The sequence below is a fragment of the Stenotrophomonas sp. 10L48 genome (assembly GCF_056395105.1).
Genome location: NZ_JBFTIX010000001.1, coordinates 323077 through 342345 on the forward strand (window position 1 = coordinate 323077; position 19269 = coordinate 342345).

At 66.7% G+C, this 19269-nt stretch carries 15 protein-coding genes; 6 read left to right on the forward strand and 9 right to left on the reverse strand.

Translation table 11 applies throughout. From position 1 onward, the window contains the following. Positions 1-43: 43 nt before the first annotated feature. Both AC1DCU_RS01690 and AC1DCU_RS01695 read left to right on the forward strand, forming a co-directional pair. Positions 44-502 (forward strand): guanyl-specific ribonuclease, encoded by a 459-nt coding sequence (locus tag AC1DCU_RS01690; protein WP_442252337.1) that lies wholly within the window; start codon positions 44-46, stop codon positions 500-502. Further along, positions 499-912 carry a barstar family protein gene (locus AC1DCU_RS01695; protein ID WP_442252336.1) on the forward strand — a complete coding sequence of 138 codons (414 nt, stop codon included), beginning with the start codon at positions 499-501 and terminating at the stop codon, positions 910-912. The genes AC1DCU_RS01690 and AC1DCU_RS01695 overlap by 4 nt, the downstream gene beginning before the upstream one ends. 122 nt (positions 913-1034) lie before the next feature. Here the strand turns inward: AC1DCU_RS01695 and AC1DCU_RS01700 are convergent, their stop codons facing one another. Continuing rightward, positions 1035-2789 (reverse strand): hypothetical protein, encoded by a 1755-nt coding sequence (locus AC1DCU_RS01700; protein ID WP_478013645.1) that lies wholly within the window; start codon positions 2787-2789, stop codon positions 1035-1037. Positions 2790-2799: 10 nt separating this feature from the next. After that, the gene (locus AC1DCU_RS01705) at positions 2800-3399 is read right to left on the reverse strand and encodes an NfuA family Fe-S biogenesis protein (protein ID WP_025876727.1); all 600 of its coding nucleotides are present in this window, start codon (positions 3397-3399) and stop codon (positions 2800-2802) included. A gap of 90 nt (positions 3400-3489) precedes the next feature. Here AC1DCU_RS01705 and AC1DCU_RS01710 point away from each other — a divergent pair, with 90 nt between their 5' ends. The 3 genes from AC1DCU_RS01710 to zupT all read left to right on the forward strand — a co-directional run bounded on the left by AC1DCU_RS01710 (position 3490) and on the right by zupT (position 5160). Further along, entirely contained in the window at positions 3490-3840 is a 351-nt protein-coding gene (locus AC1DCU_RS01710) for a 4a-hydroxytetrahydrobiopterin dehydratase (RefSeq protein ID WP_025876725.1), read from the forward strand. After that, positions 3837-4253, forward strand: a complete 417-nt coding sequence (locus AC1DCU_RS01715) for an energy transducer TonB (RefSeq protein WP_025876723.1) — start codon at positions 3837-3839, stop codon at positions 4251-4253. The genes AC1DCU_RS01710 and AC1DCU_RS01715 overlap by 4 nt, the downstream gene beginning before the upstream one ends. 97 nt (positions 4254-4350) lie before the next feature. Continuing rightward, positions 4351-5160, forward strand: coding sequence for a zinc transporter ZupT (gene zupT, locus AC1DCU_RS01720; protein WP_025876721.1), 810 nt, complete (start codon positions 4351-4353; stop codon positions 5158-5160). Between the two features lie 547 nt (positions 5161-5707). Here the strand turns inward: zupT and AC1DCU_RS01725 are convergent. Further along, a complete protein-coding gene (locus AC1DCU_RS01725) occupies positions 5708-6682 on the reverse strand; it encodes an RluA family pseudouridine synthase (RefSeq protein ID WP_025876523.1) in 975 nt (324 codons plus the stop codon). A gap of 406 nt (positions 6683-7088) precedes the next feature. Between AC1DCU_RS01725 and AC1DCU_RS01730 the strand changes: the two genes are divergently transcribed. Further along, the gene (locus tag AC1DCU_RS01730) at positions 7089-10346 is read left to right on the forward strand and encodes an Rne/Rng family ribonuclease (protein WP_442251543.1); all 3258 of its coding nucleotides are present in this window, start codon (positions 7089-7091) and stop codon (positions 10344-10346) included. A gap of 115 nt (positions 10347-10461) precedes the next feature. On the opposite strand, the gene AC1DCU_RS01735 is transcribed toward AC1DCU_RS01730, so the two are convergent. From AC1DCU_RS01735 to AC1DCU_RS01760, 6 genes are all read right to left on the reverse strand, one after another. Beyond that, positions 10462-11346, reverse strand: coding sequence for an endonuclease/exonuclease/phosphatase family protein (locus tag AC1DCU_RS01735; RefSeq protein ID WP_312964026.1), 885 nt, complete (start codon positions 11344-11346; stop codon positions 10462-10464). A 2-nt stretch (positions 11347-11348) separates the two neighbouring features. Further along, on the reverse strand, positions 11349-14516 hold the full coding sequence (locus AC1DCU_RS01740) for a discoidin domain-containing protein (RefSeq protein ID WP_032978794.1): 3168 nt from the start codon (positions 14514-14516) through the stop codon (positions 11349-11351). Beyond that, positions 14513-15349: a carbohydrate ABC transporter permease gene (locus AC1DCU_RS01745; protein ID WP_025876515.1), complete on the reverse strand. Its 837-nt coding sequence runs from the start codon at positions 15347-15349 to the stop codon at positions 14513-14515. The genes AC1DCU_RS01740 and AC1DCU_RS01745 overlap by 4 nt, the downstream gene beginning before the upstream one ends. Beyond that, on the reverse strand, positions 15346-16227 hold the full coding sequence (locus AC1DCU_RS01750; protein WP_025876513.1) for a carbohydrate ABC transporter permease: 882 nt from the start codon (positions 16225-16227) through the stop codon (positions 15346-15348). The genes AC1DCU_RS01745 and AC1DCU_RS01750 overlap by 4 nt, the downstream gene beginning before the upstream one ends. Then, positions 16224-17504 (reverse strand): sugar ABC transporter substrate-binding protein, encoded by a 1281-nt coding sequence (locus AC1DCU_RS01755; RefSeq protein WP_282440417.1) that lies wholly within the window; start codon positions 17502-17504, stop codon positions 16224-16226. Before AC1DCU_RS01755 ends, AC1DCU_RS01750 begins: the two co-directional genes overlap by 4 nt. A 64-nt stretch (positions 17505-17568) precedes the next feature. Next, positions 17569-19173, reverse strand: a complete 1605-nt coding sequence (locus AC1DCU_RS01760) for a glucoamylase family protein (protein WP_025876509.1) — start codon at positions 19171-19173, stop codon at positions 17569-17571. Positions 19174-19269 lie beyond the last annotated feature (96 nt).

The following is a 19269-nucleotide window of genomic DNA, read 5'->3' on the forward strand; positions in this document are numbered from 1 at the left end:
GCAGGCGCTACAGTGGGCGCACCACCCTCGCCTGCTCCTGCCCATGCGCAACCCCCGGCTGTTGATCACTGCCATCGTCCTGCTGCTGCTCGGCCTGGTCGTCAATCATTTCCTGCAGCGGCCGCCGCTGCCGCAGTTCGCGCCCGACCTGCAGGGCACTCCGGCGGCCAACGCACCGGCGCTGCGCAGCAACAGCGACAGCGACAGCGGCCTGCCCGGCTTCCTTCCGGCCGAGGCCCGCCAGACCATCGCGCTGATCCAGCGCGGCGGCCCGTTCCCGCATCGGCAGGACGGCAGCACCTTCGGCAACCGCGAACAACAGCTGCCACAGCGCCCGCGTGGCTACTACCGCGAGTACACCGTCGACACGCCCGGTGCAGGCAACCGCGGCGCGCGGCGCATCGTCACCGGTGGCAACCCGCCCGATGCCTGGTACTACACCGATGATCACTACGAATCGTTCCGCAGCTTCACCGTACCGCCCTCCGGAGAACGCCCATGAGCCACGATGATTTCGGCCTCGGCCTGCATGACATCAACAATGCCGGCGTCTACGCGATCGACAGCTCCGATATCAGCGCGCTGTCGGCAGCGATGCGCGATGCCGACCTGAAGGTGATCCGGATCGACCTGGAGGGCGTGGGCGACAAGCGCACCCTGCTGGCGCGGCTGGCCGCCCAGCTTGATTTCCCTGCCGGCTTCGGCGGCAACTGGGATGCACTGGCCGACAACCTGCGCGACCTGCAGTGGTTGCCTGCCCATGGCTATGCGCTGTTCCTGGCCGACGTCGATGCCCTGCGCGCCGGTGCAGGCAAGGAGTTCGACACGCTGCTGGACATCCTGGATGAAGCCAGCCGTGACTGGGTAGGTCGCGACGTCCCTTTCTGGGTGTTCCTGTCGCAGAGCGAATGACCTGGTAGAGGCCGACCTTGGTCGGCATGCACGTGAAGCGCATGGATCATCCACGCATGGCGTGGATCTACCCGGCGCAGCTGGATGCACAGTAGATCCACGCCATGCGTGGATGCGGCACCCTACCGGCTGCCGTTATCTTCCTGCAGCTCTTTCTTGAACGGGATATCCGGCGGCGGACGCGCCACTGCCGGCTGGTCCTGCATGTTCGGATCGGTGAGGCCACAGCCGCCACCGGCCTGCAGGATCGAGATCACGCAGGAAATCTTCGTGCTGGTACCCGGCAACGGAATCTCCATTGCCTTGACGCCCTTGCGCACCCACTCGGCGAGCAGCGATTCCTGCGGCACCCAATACTTGTCGAACGAGGTAGGCGTGTAGTCGTACGGCGGCCGCTTCAGCCATTTGCCGGACTCGGCGATGCGCTCCTTGCTCCACCCGTCGTTGGCCCCACCGGGTGCGCCACGCTCGGCCTTGCCGGCCCCGCCCTGGCCGGCCACGCGTACGCTGCCGTCAGCGTTGAACAGACCATCGCCCTTGCCCGCACTGGTTTGCGCGGCGCCCTGGTTGGCACCGTCGCGATTGCGGCTGGAGGCGCCCCAGTCGTCACCGCGGGCGGGCGTTGCCCAGTTGCCCGGGGCCGGTGCCGGACGGGCGCCCGCCTGTGCGGCGGCGGTACTGGTCGTCGCAGGGCGCGCCACGCTGGCGCTGTTCTGGGCCGAACTGCCGGCGGGTGCCGGCGTCGGCGTGGTCGCACTGCCTGCCGCAGTCGACGCGGCAGGTTGCGGAGCGGCAGCAACCTCCCGTTCGCGCACCTGCACCTCGCGCCCGGCAGGCGCACGCACCGTGGGCTCGCGCCCTGCGACGGTGGCCATGCGCACCTGCGGATCGGTCATCGCCTGCACTTCGCGCTCGCGCACCTGCACGTCGCGCTGCGGCACGCGTACCTGGATGTCGGTGGTGCGCATCGGCTGCGGCGCCACCGGCGCTTCGACCGTGCTGATTTCGCGCTCCTGCACCTGTACATCGCGCACGCGGGGAGCCTGCACTGCCACCTCGGGCGTGCGTACCGGCGTTGCTATCGGCGCAGCCTGTACCGGCTGCACGCTGCGCTCGCGCACCGTCGGAATGGTGTCGCGAGGCACGATGCTGACCTCGGTGCGCGGCAGTGCGACCGGCGGCACCACGAATTCGGCGGTCGCCTCTGCAACTTCGGTGGCCTGTACCGGCGAGGGCGGCGGTGCGGCCACCGGCGCCGGCTCCACCTCGGGCGGCGGCGGCACGCTTGCGGTCGGTGCCGTGGCAGCGGCAGTAGAAGACGGCGCAGGTGCAGACGGTTGCGGCCGGGGCGCTGTCGCCGCTCCGGCATCCTGGCCTGCGGCCATAGCACCGGCCTCCGCGGCGGCAGCCGCCTCGGCACCGGGCTGGTCGCCGCCGCCTTCCTGTGCAGCACGGCCGACGAATTCAATCTGCACGCGCTCACCCTCGCTGCCCTGCTCGTCCGGCGAAGACGTGCGGATCACCGCCACCCACAGCAGCAGCAGGAAGAACAACAGATGCAGCAACGCGCTGAGCAATGCCGAGGTCCAGCGCATCCAGCGCTGGTCACGCGGCGCCGGATCCCAGTCCTGCCAGAACAGGCGGCGCAGGGACGCCCATGGCCCCAGCGCCGGCAAGCGCCCCGGAGGCCCGGGCAGCGGCCGCGGCAGCAGCACTGCGATCACCTCGCGCGCGTGGAACGGACGCGGCAGCGGCGTCAGCGTCCGCAGCCAGATCGCCCAGCCGTACGGCAGGCCAGTGCTCTTCTCGAGGATGGGCGGTCGCTGCTGGCGCGCCAGCAGCAGGTCGATGAGTTGCTCGGCTCTGGGCAGAGGCACGCGTTGGCGATCAGGCGGCGTTGCCGCGCGGAATATACGGAGCGTGGCCGCTGTCGTGATCGGTAGCGTCACGCACCGCAGTCACCCCCGGCACACGGCCCATCAAGGTCTTCTCGATGCCCTGCTTGAGGGTGACGTCGGCCATGCCGCAGCCCTGGCAGCCACCGCCGAAGCGCAGCAGCACCACGCCGTCGGCCGAGACTTCCTGCACGGCGACCTTGCCACCGTGCGACGCGAGCTGCGGATTGACTTCGTTTTCCACCACCCAATGCACGCGCTCGACCAGCGAGGCGGCATCGCCGGGCGCTTCGCCCTTGATCCGCGGCGCCTTGATCGTCAGCTGCTGGGTACCAGCGGTACCGGGCACGATGTCGATCTCCGCGCCATCGAGCCAGCCAACGCTGCTTGCGTCGACATAGAGGGTGAAGCCATCACAGTCCACCGCCCACTCGTCGCCGAGCAGGTCGGTCGGCTCGGCGAACTCAAGCCGGGCATCGGCACGCGGGGTGCCAGGATCGACCGCACTCAAGCGCACGCCCATGCCGGGCACGCCCTCGCGTTCGATCAGCTTGCGGAAATGGGTCTGGGCAGTGTCGGAGATCTGGATCATCAGGCTATTCTAGCCAAGTAAGCGTCAGCCGCTCATTCGATTTATACACCGGCCGGCGCATTGTTCAGTCAACACGAGGTGGAGGAACCCATGGCCGACCTGATTCCGCTGGCACAGGCCCGTTGCGTGCCGCGCAAGGGCAGCGACCACAAGCTGGGCGAGGCCCGCCTGGCCGAACTGCTGCCGCAGGTTCCCGGCTGGGAGCTGGCCGAGGCCGGCCAGGCGCTGGTGCGCACGTTCCGCTTCAAGGATTACTACGCCACCATGGCCTTCGTGAACGCGCTGGCCTGGATCGCCCACGGCGAGGACCATCACCCGGACCTCGGCGTCCACTACGACCGTGCCGTCGTCCGCTACTCCACCCACGACGTGGGCGGCCTGAGCGAGAACGACTTCATCTGCGCAGCGAAGACTTCGGCCCTGACGGAGCAACTGAAATGAACGTGCGATTGCTGAGCCTGTCCCTGCTTGCCGTGACCGGCCTGGCCGGCTGCGGCACCTCCGAACCGCCGGCAGCACCGGCTGCCGCACCCACCGAAGTGGCTGCGGTGAAAACCCCGCCGCCGCAATACCCGCTGGAACTGGCCTGCACCGGCGTGGGCGGCACCAGCACCTTCAAGGTGGTGATCGGCACCGACGGCAAACCCAGCGAGGTCACCCTGCTGACCGGCGCGGGCAACCCGCAGCTGGACGATCTGGCAAAGACCGCCGTGCAGGGCTGGCAGTTCAAGGCAGCCACCCGCAATGGCGAGGCCGTACCGGCTACGATCCAGGTGCCGGTCAGCTTCAACCCGCCGCAACCCAAGCCGGACCAGTGCTTCGCCATCGAAGAAAGCCTGCGCCGCGGCGGCTGATCGCCTGCCGGTGACGAGGCCAGCCGACGCCCGCCTCGCCTTTGCCGCCCCGGCCCGTGCCGGGGCGATTGCTTGATGACAAGGAACGCGTCGGTACATGCTGCAGATTCCCCCCGAAAACATCTGGATCGCCCTGGCGGTCACCCTCGCTGCGGGCCTTGCCACCGCCATCGGCAGCCTGCTGGTGCTGTTCTCGCGTCGCCCCAATCCGCGCCTGCTGGCCTTCGGCCTGGCCTTTGCCGGCGGCGCGATGGTGTACGTCTCGCTGTCGGAGATCCTCAACAAATCCATCGCCTCGTTCGCGCTGGCCTATGGTGAACGCACCGGCTTCACCTACGGCACCCTCGCCTTCCTGCTGGGCGTGGTGGTGATCGTGCTGATCGACCACTTCATTCCCAACCCGCATGACAGCCTGGACAAGCAGGACCCGGCCTTCCGCGAGAACAGCCGCGAATACCTGAAGCGGGTCGCCCTGCTGACGTCGGTGGCGATCACCGCGCACAACTTCCCGGAGGGGCTGGCGACGTTCTTCGCGACGCTGGAGAGCCCGTCGGTGGGCATGCCGCTGGCCTTCGCCATCGCCATCCACAACATTCCCGAGGGCATCGCCATTGCGGTGCCGGTGTACTTCGCCACGCAGAACAAGTTCTACGCGTTCGCCGCCAGCCTGCTGTCAGGCCTGGCCGAGCCTGTGGGCGCGGCGATCGGCTATGTACTGCTTTCCGGCTCGCTGTCCCACGCCACGTTCGGCTGGGTGTTCGGCCTGATTGCCGGTGTGATGGTGTTCCTGGCGCTGGACGAGCTGCTGCCGGCGGCCAAGCGCTACGCCAAGGGCCACGAAACCGTGTATGGCCTGGTGGCCGGCATGGGTACGCTGGCGATCAGCCTGGTGCTGTTCAAGTGGTGAGGGATTTCCGGCCAACGGGCTGAGCCCCCCTCGCGGCTGGCGGAGCGAGATGCTGCGGTTGGGCCGGGCGAGGTGGGTATGCGGGGGACGCCGTAAACCCATCCATGGGGGCTTGGGCGCGCCATCCATGGCGCTTACACCCCCGCAAACCCACCTCGCCCGGCCCCTGACAGGCTACGTGCGTGCCAGCCGCGCGATGAAAGGATTAAAAACGAAGCCCGCGCTGCGCGCGTGAGTCGAGCGTGGCTCGACTCTGCAAAGGCTGCGTGCAGCCTGGGGTCTACGCTGCGGCTGTCGGGTCCGCCTTGTAGCGAGCCGAGCACCGCAGGTCCGGCGAGGGCGAAGAGGCGCGGGTGTTTGAGCGCAGCGAGTTCCGCGCCGCCCCTCGGCGGACCGAGGAGCACAGGGCACCGGCGCGCAGCGCTGGCTCGCGGATGGCGGCGTGTTTCTTTGGTTACTTTCTTTGCACGAGCAAAGAAAGTGACAAGCCCACTTATCGCAGGGAAACGACGGCTCCAGCCAAACGCCCGGCGCCGCCGAACCGCCCTTAGCGAAGTCGATCCAGCGCCTCGACCAGCTCATCGGCCAGCGGCGCGTTCAGCACATACGGGCTCTTGCCGTCGTCCAGCGCGAACTCCAGCGACGCGGCATGCAGGAACAGGCGCTTCAGCCCGATCTGCTCACGAAGCCGCTTGTTGACCGCAGGATCGCCGTATTTGTCGTCACCGGCTACCGGATGCCCCAGATGCTGGGCGTGCACGCGGATCTGGTGGGTGCGGCCGGTTTCGATGCGCACCTCGCAATAGGAATGGCCGCCCTTGCGCTCCAGCACCCGGAAATGGCTGATGGATTCCTTGCCGATCGCGTTGACCTGCACATGACGCTCGCCGCCCTGGCGCAGGCCCACGTGCAACGGCGCGTCGACCGTCATCACCCCGTCCGGCATGCGCCCGGCCAACAGGGTCAGGTAGCGCTTGCGGATACCGGCGCCGTGGTCTTCACGCAGCAGTGCCTGCAGCTCGCTCAGTGCCGAACGCTTCTTGGCCACGATCAACAGGCCCGACGTGTCACGGTCCAGCCGGTGGACCAGTTCGAGGGTCTGCCCGGGGCGCAGAGCGCGCAGGGTCTCAATGGCGCCGAAGCTGATGCCGCTGCCACCATGGCTGGCGACGCCCGTCGGCTTGTTCAGCGCCAGCAGCCGGGCATCTTCGAAGACGATGGCCTGCTCCAGCCGACGCATGAACGCCTCGGGCGGACCCGCCTTGTCTCCCTCTTCGCTGAGACGAACCGGCGGTATCCGCACTTCGTCGCCGGCCTCCAGCTTGCGCTCGGCCTTGGCGCGGCCGCCATTGACGCGCACCTGGCCGCTGCGGACCAGCTTGTAGACCAGGCTGCGCGGGGCACCCTTGAGCTGGCCGAGCAGGAAATTGTCCAGGCGCTGGCCGGCGCGGTCGGCCGGAACGGTGATCATGCGCACGGAAGGCTTGTCGCCGGCCGGCTTGGTGGGGTCTTGTGCAGTCATCAGCCTGTTTATTCTGTTACACTCGGGGGGCGAGATAAGGGATTGATTTCGTTGGAAGTTACTCAGGGCCAGAAGCCCCGCTTCCGACGAATCCGGCACAGTGCGCGACCACCGCCCGCGGGGCGGCCATGTTAGCGGCTCACCGGCGTTCCCGGCCATCGCCGATTGCCTGACACGCAGTCGCGCTGAACATGTCCCGTGCGGCGCTCCAGCCTGGCTGACAGCTGCCTCCGGCCCTGCAACACCCAAAACCAGAAAATTGAAGCGCTCCCGCGGCCTGCCGTGGTGTCGTAGCGCTGGAAACCCAAGCCGCCCTCCCCGCGCTTGCGCGAATGGGCGGCGAGCCGTGTCCAGAGGCGAAACTCCATGGCGTTCCGCGCGGTAGCCGCTTGCGAGGAACGCAACAATGAAGCGAATGCTGATCAACGCCACGCAGGCTGAAGAGCTGCGTGTTGCCATCGTGGATGGCCAGTCGTTGTATGACATCGACATCGAGCAGCCGTCCAAGGAACAGAAGAAGTCCAACATCTACAAGGGCCGGATCTTCCGCATCGAGCCCTCGCTGGAAGCGGCCTTCGTTGAATACGGTGGTGGCCGCCATGGCTTCCTGCCGCTGAAGGAAATTTCCCGCGATTACTTCCAGGCCGGTGTCGACCACAACAAGGCCGGCATCCGCGAGCTGCTGAGGGAAGGCCAGGAAATCGTCGTCCAGGTGGACAAGGAAGAACGTGGCAACAAGGGCGCCGCCCTGACCACGTTCATCTCCCTGGCCGGCCGTTACATGGTGCTGATGCCCAACTCCCCCAGTGCCGGCGGTGTTTCCCGTCGCATCGAGGGTGAAGACCGGGCGGCCCTGAAGGACGCTCTGGACAAGCTGAACATCCCCGACGAAATGGGCGTCATCATCCGTACCGCCGGCGTTGGCCGCGATGCGGAAGAGCTGCAGTGGGATCTGGATTACCTGCTGAACGTCTGGCGCGCCATCGCCGAAGCAGCCCTGAGCAAGCCGGCCCCGTTCCTGATCTACCAGGAATCGCGCCTGATCGTGCGCGCCCTGCGTGACTACCTGCGCGCCGACATCGGCGAGATCCTGGTGGACACCGAGGAAATGTACGAGCACGCCAAGGAGTTCATGCAGCAGGTGATGCCGCAGACCCTGCGCAAGCTCAAGCATTACAAGGACGACATCCCGCTGTTCAACCGCTTCCAGATCGAATCGCAGATCGAAGGCGCCTACGAGCGCAACGTGCGCCTGCCGTCGGGTGGCTCGATCGTGGTCGACCAGACCGAGGCGCTGACTGCCGTCGACGTCAACTCCTCGCGCGCCACCAAGGGCAGCGACATCGAGGACACCGCGTTCCAGACCAACCTGGAAGCAGCCGAGGAAGTGGCCCGCCAGCTGCGCCTGCGTGACCTCGGTGGCCTGGTGGTGATCGACTTCATCGACATGGCCTCCAACAAGCACCAGCGCGAGGTCGAGAACCGCCTGGCCAACGCGCTGAAATACGACCGTGCACGCGTGCAGGTCGGCCGCATCTCGCGCTTCGGCCTGCTGGAAATGAGCCGCCAGCGCCTGCGCCCGAGCCTGGGCGAATCCAGCCAGATCGTCTGCCCGCGTTGCGACGGCCATGGCCGCATGCGCAGCGTCGAGTCGCTGTCGCTGTCGATCATCCGCGTCGCCGAAGAGCATGCGATGAAGGAGAACACCGGGCAGGTGCTGGTACAGGCCCCGGTGGAGATCGCCAACTACCTGCTGAATGAAAAGCGCGGCGCGCTGGGCGAAATCGAGAAGCGCCACGAGGCGCCGATCGTGATCGTTGCCGACGAACAGCTGCACACCCCGCATTACACCGTCACCCGCCTGCGCGACAACGAGCTGGGCGAGGAAAGCGGCAAGCCGAGCTACCAGCGTGGTACCCCGCGCAAGCTCCCGGTGCACGCGCTGACCAAGGGCCAGCTGAACATCCCGCCGCCGATGGTGACCCAGGTCAAGCACAACTCGCCCGCCCCGGTGCGCGAGGAAGTGGAACCGGTCGCCGCCCCGGCACCGGCACCGGTGGCCGCAGCGGCCCCGGCAGCCGCCGCCAGTGGCGGCGTCGTCGGCTGGCTCAAGCGCATCTTTGGCGGCGAGCCCGCTCCCGCTCCTGCGCCGGCACCGGCCGCACGCCAGCCGCAGCAGGATGGCGGTCGCCGTGACCGCAACAAGGATCGCAACAAGGACCGCAAGGACCGTCGCGAGGACAGCCGTGGCAACGGCGGCAATGGCAATGCGCAGCAGCAGAAGGACGGCGGCAACCGCAAGGACCGTGGTGAGCAGCGCAAGGATGGCCGCAACGGCGGCAACGGCGGCAACGGCAGCAGCCAGGCCAATGGCAATGGCAATGGCCAGCAGCAGCCGCAGCAGCAGGGCAAGCCGAAGGATGCCCAGCAGCCGCAGCAGCAGAACAAGCCGCGCAACGAACAGGGCCAGGGGCAGCAGCAGCCGAAGCTGAAGCAGCCGAGGCAGCCGCGCCCGCAGGACGGTGACAAGCCGGCCGAGAAGCCGCAGCGTGCCGCTGCCGAAGCCCCGACCGATGTCGTGACCGCTGCTGCTGCCGTGGCTACCACGACTGCGGTTGCGGCCACGGTTGCGGTGCAGGAAGAAAAGGCACTGGCACCGGCCGTCGCCACTGAAAACGTGGTCGACACCGTCGCGGCCGTGGACACCGCCGCAACGACCGATGCCGAGGTCGTGGTTGCGACCGGGGCTGCCGAGGATGCTGCGGCCGATGCCGCAGGCGATCAGACCGGCGAAGGCGCAACCCGCCGCCGCCGTGGCCGTCGCGGTGGTCGTCGTCGTCGTCGTGGTGGCGCCGAGAACGCTGCAGGTAGTGACGTACTGGGTGATGACCTGGACGACGGCGATGATGCCGAAGGCGAGGACAACGACGGCGATTCGGTCGAGCAGACCGCCCCGGCTTCGGTCGGCGCACCGGCAGCCGCCGTGCAGCCGTCGCGTTCGCAGCCGGAATTCGATTTCGATGACGAAGTCGAGCCGGCCGCCGCTGATGCCAGCAAGCCGGCACGTGCGCCGGTTGCAGTGGCTGCCGCGGTTGCCCCGGTTGCTGCCGTAAGCAGTGCCGTGGTCGAGGCAGCCGCTCCAGTGGCCGCCGCAGTGCAGACTCCGGCTCCGGTGGAAGCAGTCGCCAAGGTCGAACCGGCCCCGTCGCCGGTGCAGACCAGCATGCTGGATGCCATCGATGCAGCGACGCCGGTGCAGCCGGCGCCTGAAGCGGCTCCGGTGATCGAGGCGAAGCCGCCGGTGGTCGAGACCGCTGCTGCGATCGAAGCCGCTCCGGTCGCTGAACCTACCGCGGTGGTCGAAGCTGCACCGGTGGCCGAGCCGAAGCCGGTGGTGGCCGATGTTGCGCCGGTGGTTGAAGCTGCTCCGGCAGTCGAACCGAAGGCCGAGGTTGAAGTCGCCCCGGTCGCCGAGCAGCCGGCAGCCCCAGTGGCTGTCGAAGCCGCACCGGTGGACGCCGCTGCGCCGGTCGCCGATGCGGTCGTGCCGGCGCAGGTCGACCCGATCGCCGATGGCCATGCCGACGCTGCCGCACAGGCCGCTGACGCGCAGGCGTCGGAAGAAGACGAAGACGCCGGCAAGCGCACGCCACCGGTCGCCTGATCGATCCTTGATCGGCAACAACGAAACGGCGGGGATCGATGATCCCCGCCGTTTCTGTTTGTGACGTATCAGATGCCGTAGCGAACGCCTGCCGCGTCGCCACGCGAGGCCGCTATCAGGGCTTCGGCGCGAACTGCAGCCGGGTCCACACCCCGTAGTGATCGGAGGCCCAGCGGCCGCCGTCATCAGGCTGGTCGAACAGGATCTTCGCTTCGCGCGCGACCATCTCGTCCTGCTGGAAGAAGATGTGGTCGATCCGCGACGGCGCCTGGTAGTAATGGCGGTTGAGCGTGCTCACACCCGCCAGGTCGGTGTTGACGTGCACGCTGCCGTAGCTGTCGCCGTAGTGGCTGCGCAGTTCGCTCAGATCGCCGGCATCGACCAGGGCGTTGAAGTCGCCGGCAATCACCACCGGTGCCCCCGCAGAACTGCCGGCGATGAAACGCAGCAGATCCTCGACTTGGCTGCGGCGGATGCGCTGGCCGGCGTCGTCACTGCGCTCGTTGAGATGGGTGGCATAGACATTGACCGGCCTGCCCTCCACGTCGATGCGCAGGTGGGCCACGGTGCGGTAGTCATCCAGCGGCAGCAGCAGGTGCTCGCCATGCGCCAGGATCGGGCGCCGGGTCAGCAGCGCATTGCCATAACGCTTGGGTGCACCCACCGGATCGGTGGACACGAATACGTACCGGTAGCCGAGCTGGCTGGCCAGCCACTGCGCCTGGTTGCGGACGTTGCGCTTCTGGATCACCTCCTGCAGCGCGACGGCATCGGGCTGCAGGCGCTTGAGCTCGGCCACGATCGTGCGACGACGGCTGGGCCAGTCCTCGCGGTCGTGGTGCAGGTTGAATGTGACCATGCTCATGCCGGGTTCGCCGACCGCTGTGGCCGCGCCAGCCGCGCTGGCCGGCTCAGCGGCTGGCGCCAGCCCGGGCAGGGCCAGCGCGATCGCCAGCCCCAGCGCGCAGAAACCGCGACCGATTCCGAGCGGACCTCGCATGCTTACTTTTCCTTGCGTTCGGCGCGGCGCACCGCGCTGGGCACATCGATCTCGACGCGTGCCGGCAACTGGTGCACATGCAGCTCGTTGTTGACCCATTCCGCCGCCTCGCCGTTGACCGTCGCCTGGCCCGGCTCGCCTGCATACGGCCATGGCAGCACCACGCCACCGGCCGGCGACACCAACCCGGGCTGCACTTCCAGCACCAGCTGCTTGTCGCTGCGCTGCAGGCGATAGTTGAGCTGCCCCTGCGGCGTGCGCAGGCCCTGCACGGCAATGCCCTCGCCCTGCAGCCACGCCACCGGGATACCGGCGGCCAGCACCAGCGCCTCATCCGCATCGCGGTTGTAGCCGAACATGTCCAGCGCCGAACGGACGAAGTCCGAGGCCACCCAGGCATGCGGCAGGTCACCCACGAAGAACGGCTTGCGCGGCGTGCGCGAGACGACCTCGGCCCACTGGTTCCAGGCCTGCGGCGCACGATCCTTGAAGAAGAACTCGGTGGCCTGCCAGGCACGATCACGCCATCCCAGGCGCACGAACGCGGCGACGTTGCGCCATTCGTACGGCGTGTAGTCCTTCCATTCGCGCTTGCCATCGCGGCGCGCGACGAATTCGTTCCAGTAACGCTGGAAGGTCGCGTCCAGCGCCTCCTGCGGCAACCGCCCCTGCTCGCCGCCCGGCGCCAACGCGATCGTGGTGGAGGTGGCGTCGAAGTCACCCAGCTCGGCCGAGCCCGGCAGGTAATCAATGCGGTGCTGCTGCATGGCCGCCAGCAGCGAGGCCTGCAGGTCATCACGGAACTGATCGCGCGACTCGCTGATCTGCATCGCCTCGACCTTGCCCAGCTGCGCCGCCAGTTGCGCGGCGTCCTTGTAACCACGCAGCGCCCAGAAGTTGTCCCAGTACGAATGCATCGGCTTGGCCGAATAGCCCTCGTGGCTGATCGAGGCCGGCATCATCCCGTAGAAGGCAGGATTGCGCGCGCGGTTCTCCTCGGTGCGCTCGCTGCCGCGCAGTTGCTCCATGTAGCTGTAGGCGCCCAGCACATGCGGCCACATCTGCTCGAGGAAGGCCGTGTCGCCGGTATAGCGGCCGTACTCGGCGATGTTGTAGATCAGTTCGCCGTGGCTGTCGTTCTCCGGCACCGGGTCGCTGCCACGCGCATCGACGCAGCACGGCACCTTGCCGTTTTCAAACTGATAGGGCGCATACCAGGTCACGTAGTCACGCACGGCATCGCTGCGCCCCATCCGCAGCAGGCCTTCGGAGATCATCGCGCCATCGCGGATCCAGCTGCGTGCATAGGAGCGCGTACCGGGCTGCAGGCGCGGGCCGACCCGCGAGATCAGCATGTGCGCCACCGCGGTGCGCAGGGTTTCCACCAGCGGTTGGCCGGCGGCGGGCACCTGCAGGGTCACCACGCCCAGCTTGTCGCGCCACATCGTCGCCACCTGCTGCTGTGCCTTGGCCACGTCCAGCGCCTGCGGCGCCCAGCTGCCGGTCTGCGGCAGCACGATCGCCACCTCGCGGCTCTGCCCGGGTTCGAGCTTGATCGTGTACAACAGTGCGCCGGACGCCATGCCGGTCGGGTCCTTCACCGCAGTAGTGCCGGGCAGCTTGCCGCTGGCCAGGTGCATCGCATCCAGTTTGCCGTCGAAGCTGCTGGCAAAGCGCGCATCCGGTACCTGCAGGGGATACAGCCGCGGTTCGCCATTGATGCGCACCAGCTGCTCGCCCACGTCCAGGCTGTCGATGCGGCTGAAGCCGCCCACGGTGTTGAGGAACTGGGTGGGTGGATTGACCTGCCACGGGCGGATCGCCAGGGCCAGGGTGTATTCGTGCGCGACCTTGTCCGGATTGCTCAAGCGGTAGCGCCCGATCAGCTGGGCGCGTTCGGGCGTGCCCTGCACGAAGCTGGTCACCGACAGGCCGGCCTTCTCGTGCACCCAGTCGACCGTGGCGATCGGCAGGTAACGATCCTGCAGCGACTGGCTGATGGCAACGTTCGACCAGTCAAGCAGCTTGCCGTCGAGGCGGATGAACGGCTCGATGCTGAAGCTGCCCTTGGCCGGCTCCAGCGCACCGTCCTCGCTGATCAACGCCTGTTCCTGGCCACCGTCCAGGCCAAGCAGCGTCCAGTACGGTTGCTCGCCAACGTAAGCGCGCGGCAATGCGCCACGCGGCAGGTCGGCCGCCACCGAGGACAGGAAGGCATTGGGAGTCGCGGCGAACGCCAGCGGCTTCAGGGTGATGTCACGGATGCCGTAGCGCCAGTTCGGCCCGCCCTGCAGGTCGAAACGCACGTAGCGCGCATCGGTGTCGGGCAGTGCCAGCCAGTCCCGGCCTCCGGCACCTGCGGTCACTTCGCGCACGGTACGCCAGTCACGGCCATCCTCGGAGATACGCACGGTGTAGCGGTTCGCTTCCAGGCTGGGCAGCCAGTCGATCACCGCACCGCCGATCTCGCGGCTCTTGTGCAGGTCCAGGCTGATGGTCTGCTGCTTGACCCCACCGCTGATCCAGAAGGTATCGGACTTGCCGTCGATCATCCGGTCCTGCAGCGCGGTTGCGGTATCGGCGATCACCGAGGGCCGCAGCGCCGAATCATCCTGCGCGGGCAGCCCCTGCAGGGTCAGCTTGTCGAAGCACACGGTACCGCGACCGCCGACCTTGCTGTAGACCGTGAATTCCATCGACGCGCTGCGCGCCATGTCCTTCTCTGGCGATGGCCCCCAGGCCTTGTCGATCTGCCGGCGGCGGTACTCCACCGGCGTCCACGCCTTGGGGAAGGCATAACCGGGGCGGTTGACCCACCACACGTTGTCGCCGCTGGCGTCGATCAACTTGAACTGCAGGTCATTGGACGGCGAATCACCGCGCAGCTGGAAGCCGAAACGATAGTTGGCCGGGTACTCGATGTTCAGTGGACGACGGATGCCGACGTAACCGGAGACCTCATGGAAGTCGTAATCCAGGCACAGCGCGCGGCCACCGCCAGCGCCACTGACCGGCCGCAGCGAGCCGCTGACCTGGTCGGACAACACCAGCTTCCAGGCGCTGATGTCGTCGAAATCATCCAGCACCTTCGGCGCGGGCAGCGCCGGTGGTGCGGCGATCGCCAGGGAAGACCACAACAGGCCCAGTCCAACGGCGATCGCACGCATCATCCCTTCACACTCCCCAGCAACAATCCTTGGATGTAGTACCGCTGCAGCACCAGGAACAGCGCCAGCACCGGAACCACGGTGACCACTGCGCCGGCCATCATCATTTCCACGTCCATGATGTGTTCGCGCGAGAGGGTGGCCAGGGCCACCGGCAAAGTGTAGTGCTCCTGGTCGGTCAACACGATCAAGGGCCACATGAAATCGTTCCAGGCGCCCATGAAGGTGAAGATCGCCAGCGTCACCAGCACCGGCTTCAGCATCGGCAGCACGATCTGGAAGAAGATCCGCAGCTCCCCTGCCCCGTCGATGCGTGCCGCTTCCAGCAGCTCATCGGGAATGGAGCGGGCGTACTGGCGCACCAGGAAGATGCCGAACACGCTGGCCAGCGCCGGCACGATCACGCCGCCGAAACTGTTGACCAGGCCCAGCTGCTTCATCAACAGGAACAGCGGCAGCATCGCCACCTGTGCCGGGATCACCAACGCCGCCATCAGTACCTGGAACAGCCGCTCACGGCCGGCGAACTGCAGCTTGGCGAAAGCGTAGCCGGCCATCGTGTTGAGCAGCAGCGAACCGAGGGTGATCGCCAGCGACACCAGCAGGCTGTTGGCGAAGTTGCCGCCCATGCCGGTGCGCGCGAACAGCTCGGTGTAATTGTGCGTGGTGATGCTGGACGGCAGCAGCGGCGGTGGGAAATGGGTGGCCTCGCCCTGCGGCATGAACGACACCGACAGCATCCACAGCAACGGTGCCAGGCTGACCAGGGCCAGCACCAGCAGCGCGCCATTGATCATCCACGGGTGCCAGCGTGACTGGCCGATTTCACGACTCATACCAACTGCCTCTTGCGGCCAAAGCGCAGCATCACGGTGGTCACCGCCAGGATGATCAGGAACAGCAGGAACGCCACAGCCGAGGCGCGTCCCAGGTTCCACCACTTGAAGCCTTCCTCGAACATGAAATACAGCACGCTGACGGTGCTCTGCAGTGGGTCGCCGCGGGTCATCACATAGGGTTCGGCGAACAGCTGGAAGTAACCGGATACGGTGATCACCCCGACCACCAGCAGCACCGGGCCGAGCATCGGCAGGGTGATGTGCAGGAACTGCTTCCAGCGCGAGGCGCCGTCGATGCGCGCGGCCTCGTACAGGTCATGCGGGATCGCCTGCAGGCCGGCCAGGAAGATCACCATGTTGTAGCCGAAGTTCTTCCACACCGCGAACAGCATGATGGTCGGCATCGCCCAGTTGGGATCGCCCAGCCAGTCGATCGGGCTGATGCCAAGATGGCCCAGACCGTAGTTCACCAGGCCATAGCTGGTGTGGAACAGGTAGCGCCAGATCACCGCCACCGCCACCAGCGTGGTTACCACCGGGGCGAACAGCGCGGTGCGGAACAGCGCCTTGAAGCGCGCGGCCGGGGCATTGAGCAGCATCGCCGCGCCCAGCGATACGCCGATCGACAACGGCACGCCGATCACCACGAAATAGGTGGTGTTCCACAGCGACTTCCAGAACATCGGGGTCTGCAGCAGGTCGATGTAGTTGCCAAGACCCACGAAGCGCAGGTTGCTGCTGTCGGCCAGCGCATACAGGTCGAAGTCGGTCACGCTCAGCGCCAGCGCCGAAGCCACCGGCAGGCCGAAGAACACACCAAGCACGATCAGCGAGGGGCCGGCGAAGATCCAGCCGGCAAGCGAAGTACGTTTCATTGCGGGCTCCCGGCCGCGACTGCACTGGTCGAACCCGAGGGGGGTGCGCTGCGCTGCAGGCGTTGTTGTTCATGCATCCAGCGACGCTTGGCCAGCACCTTGTCCACGCGCTGGTCCAGTTCGGCCACGGCCTTGTCCTGCGGCAGGCCGCCACGCACCACCTGTTCGGTGACGATGCGCATTTCCTGCACGATGCGCTCCCATTCGAGCACCTTCGGGGTCGGCTTGACCCGCTCCAGCTGGTCTCGGAAGGCGGCGGCAAGTGGATCGTTGGCCAGCGAAGGCGCATTCCAGGTGCTTCGACGCGGCGGCAGGTCGCCGATGATCGCGTGGAAGCGCGCCTGGATTGCCGGCCGCGACAGGAATTCGATCAGCTTCCAGGACGCTTCCTTCTGCTGCGACTTGCGGAAGATCACCAGGCTGGTTCCACCGGCGATGCCCGCGCCCGGACCGTCCGGACCCGGCAGCGCGGCCGTGCCCCACTGCCCTTCCAGTTCCTTCGGCTGCAGCTTCTTGAACTCGCGGATGTTCCAGGGGCCGGAAATGTAGAACACGTTGAAGCCGCGGAAGAATTCATCCCAGACGTTGGAGATCTGCGTCTCGGACATCTTCGGCGCCCAGCCCTGCTCGAACATGTTGGCGTAGAACCCCAGCGTGCGGCGGAAGCCGGGGCTGGAGAAATTGCCACGGGTGTCGTCGTCGCGCAGCAGCGGATCGGGCTGCTGCAGGGCCAGCGACAGCTGCTGCTCGAACTCGTTGATCGGCATCAGCACCGCATAGCGGTTCGGGCCCTGCATGCGCTTGATCGCGGCCATCTGCTCGTCCCATTCGGCCCAGGTGCGCGGCGGATGGTCGAAGCCGGCCTTGGCCAGCAGGTCCTTGCGGTAATAGATCAGGCGGGTATCGACGTACCACGGCACCCCGACCAGCTCGTTGTGGATCACGTTGGTATCCCAGATGCCCTGGAAGTAGTCCTTCGGATCGACAACGGTGGAATGCTGCACGAACGGCTGCAGCGGCGTGAGCGCGTTGAGTTCGGCGAACTCGGGTACCCAGGTGTTGCCCAGCTGGCACACATCGGGCAGGCCGTCGGCGGCAAATGCGGTCAGCAGCTTTTCGTGCGCGGCCGTCCACGGGATGTTCTGCACATCGACCTTGATGCCGGGGTTCTCCGCTTCGAATTCGTGGATCAGCTCGCTGACCACTTCAGCCTCGCGCCCCATCGCCCAGAAGCGCACGGTGGTGGTGCCCTGCTCCTGGCGGGCACAGCCGGCCATGAACAGCGCGGCCAGTGCAGGCAATGCCCAGCGTCGCAGGCGGTGTTTCCAGTCGTGCACCTTGTTACTTCCCCTGGCCGGTGTTGCGGTTGGCATTGTTTTTCTGTTCCTGCGCGGCGGCCGCACGTGATTCGGCGATACCGACCGCACGCGCTGCGGCGGCCTTCTCATCCTTCTGCAGCTCCAGCGGCTGGAAGGAGCCTTCCGGCGCCAGCCAGCCTCCACTGAAGCCCGCCCGTTCCAGGCCCTTGCGGATGTACGGGTTCTTCTTCATCACGTCCCAGACGAAGTCGTTGCGGTAGTTGGCGATCATGGTCAGGATCGGGCCTTGGTCGATGGCGATGTAGTCGCTGGCGACCCAGCCACGATCGGGTACCACCCGCCCGGTCTTGATCGGGATGTCGTAGCTGAAGCTGGGATTGAACGAATCCAGGAAGCCATAGCTGGAGTAGATGTAGTCGCCGTAGCGCTTGTGCATCTCCAGCGTGGCCGGAATCACTTCCTCGGGCGCGAACACGACCGACGAGATCGCGGCGGTCGGCGCGATCGTACCGTCATCGAAATTCTCGCGCAGGCCTGCGCCGCGCGATGAGTAATGGCGGAACTGGCGCTGCTCGCCCCGGTATTCCTGGGTGGTGTTCTGCGGACCATCGCTGGCGGTCAGGCCCCAGACGTTCTCGCCATATTCCTTCCAGTTCATCGGATTGGCGATGGCGTACTCGCGCTGGGCCAGCGCCGCCGAACGGCTGTTGAGGAAGTAGGTGCTGCCACGCTCGCGCATGTACGCATCCTGGATATCGCGGAAGTCGATCCAGACGTGGCTGTACTGGTGGCCGAACAGCGGACCGAAGGACAGGTATTCCTGGCCCTGGTAGACGCCCCAGTCGTTGTCGTAAGTGCGCGTCCACACCGTCCACGCATCCGGGCTGACCGGGTGGCTGGGCGAGCCCAGGGCGAGGATGTAGACCATCATCGCCTCGTTGTAGCCCATCCAGTCATGGTCGATGAAGCCGTTCTCGGGGAACCAGCCCATCGAGATCAGCGGCGCACGCTGCTGCAGCCACGGCCAGTCGACCTGCTTGTACAGGGTGTCGGCGATCTGCCGGATTTCCTTCTCGCGCGGATCGTCGCCGTCGTAGTACGACTGGGCGAACAGCACGCCCATCATCAACAGCGCGGTATCCACCGAGGACAGTTCCACCCAGCTGTCGTAGCGGCGCCCTTCCTGCATGTCCAGGAAGTGGTAATAGAAGCCCTTGTAGCCGGCCTTGCCGGTGCGCTGCGGGCCCATCGGCACGTCGCGGAAGAACTTCAGGGTGGTCAGGGTGCGGTCGATCGCCTGGTTGCGGCTGACCCAGCCGTTCTCGATGCCGATCGGATAAGCGGTCAGGGCGAAGCCGACCGAGGCGATGCTGGCGAACGGCCGCGACGGATAGCGGTCCGGGGTCAGGCCGTTGATCTCGTTGGTGGTATCCCAGAAGAACTGGAAGGTGCGGCGCTCGATGTCATCGAAAAGCGGCGGCAGCTCCGGCTTCATCGGCCGCGGCGGTGCGTCGGCCTCGATCAGGATCACCGGCGGGCGCGGCTTGGCAGGCTCCTGCTGGGCCGGTTTGCAGGCGGCGATGGCCAGGGTCATCGCAGCGGCGGTCATCAGGTGGCGTGCCTGCATGGCGCGGTTCCTCCGGTGGGCTGATCGATGAAAGAGCATAACGTCCAATGACCTGAAATCGTTTACAAAGTGCGGTCTTAAAAAACCACGGAAACG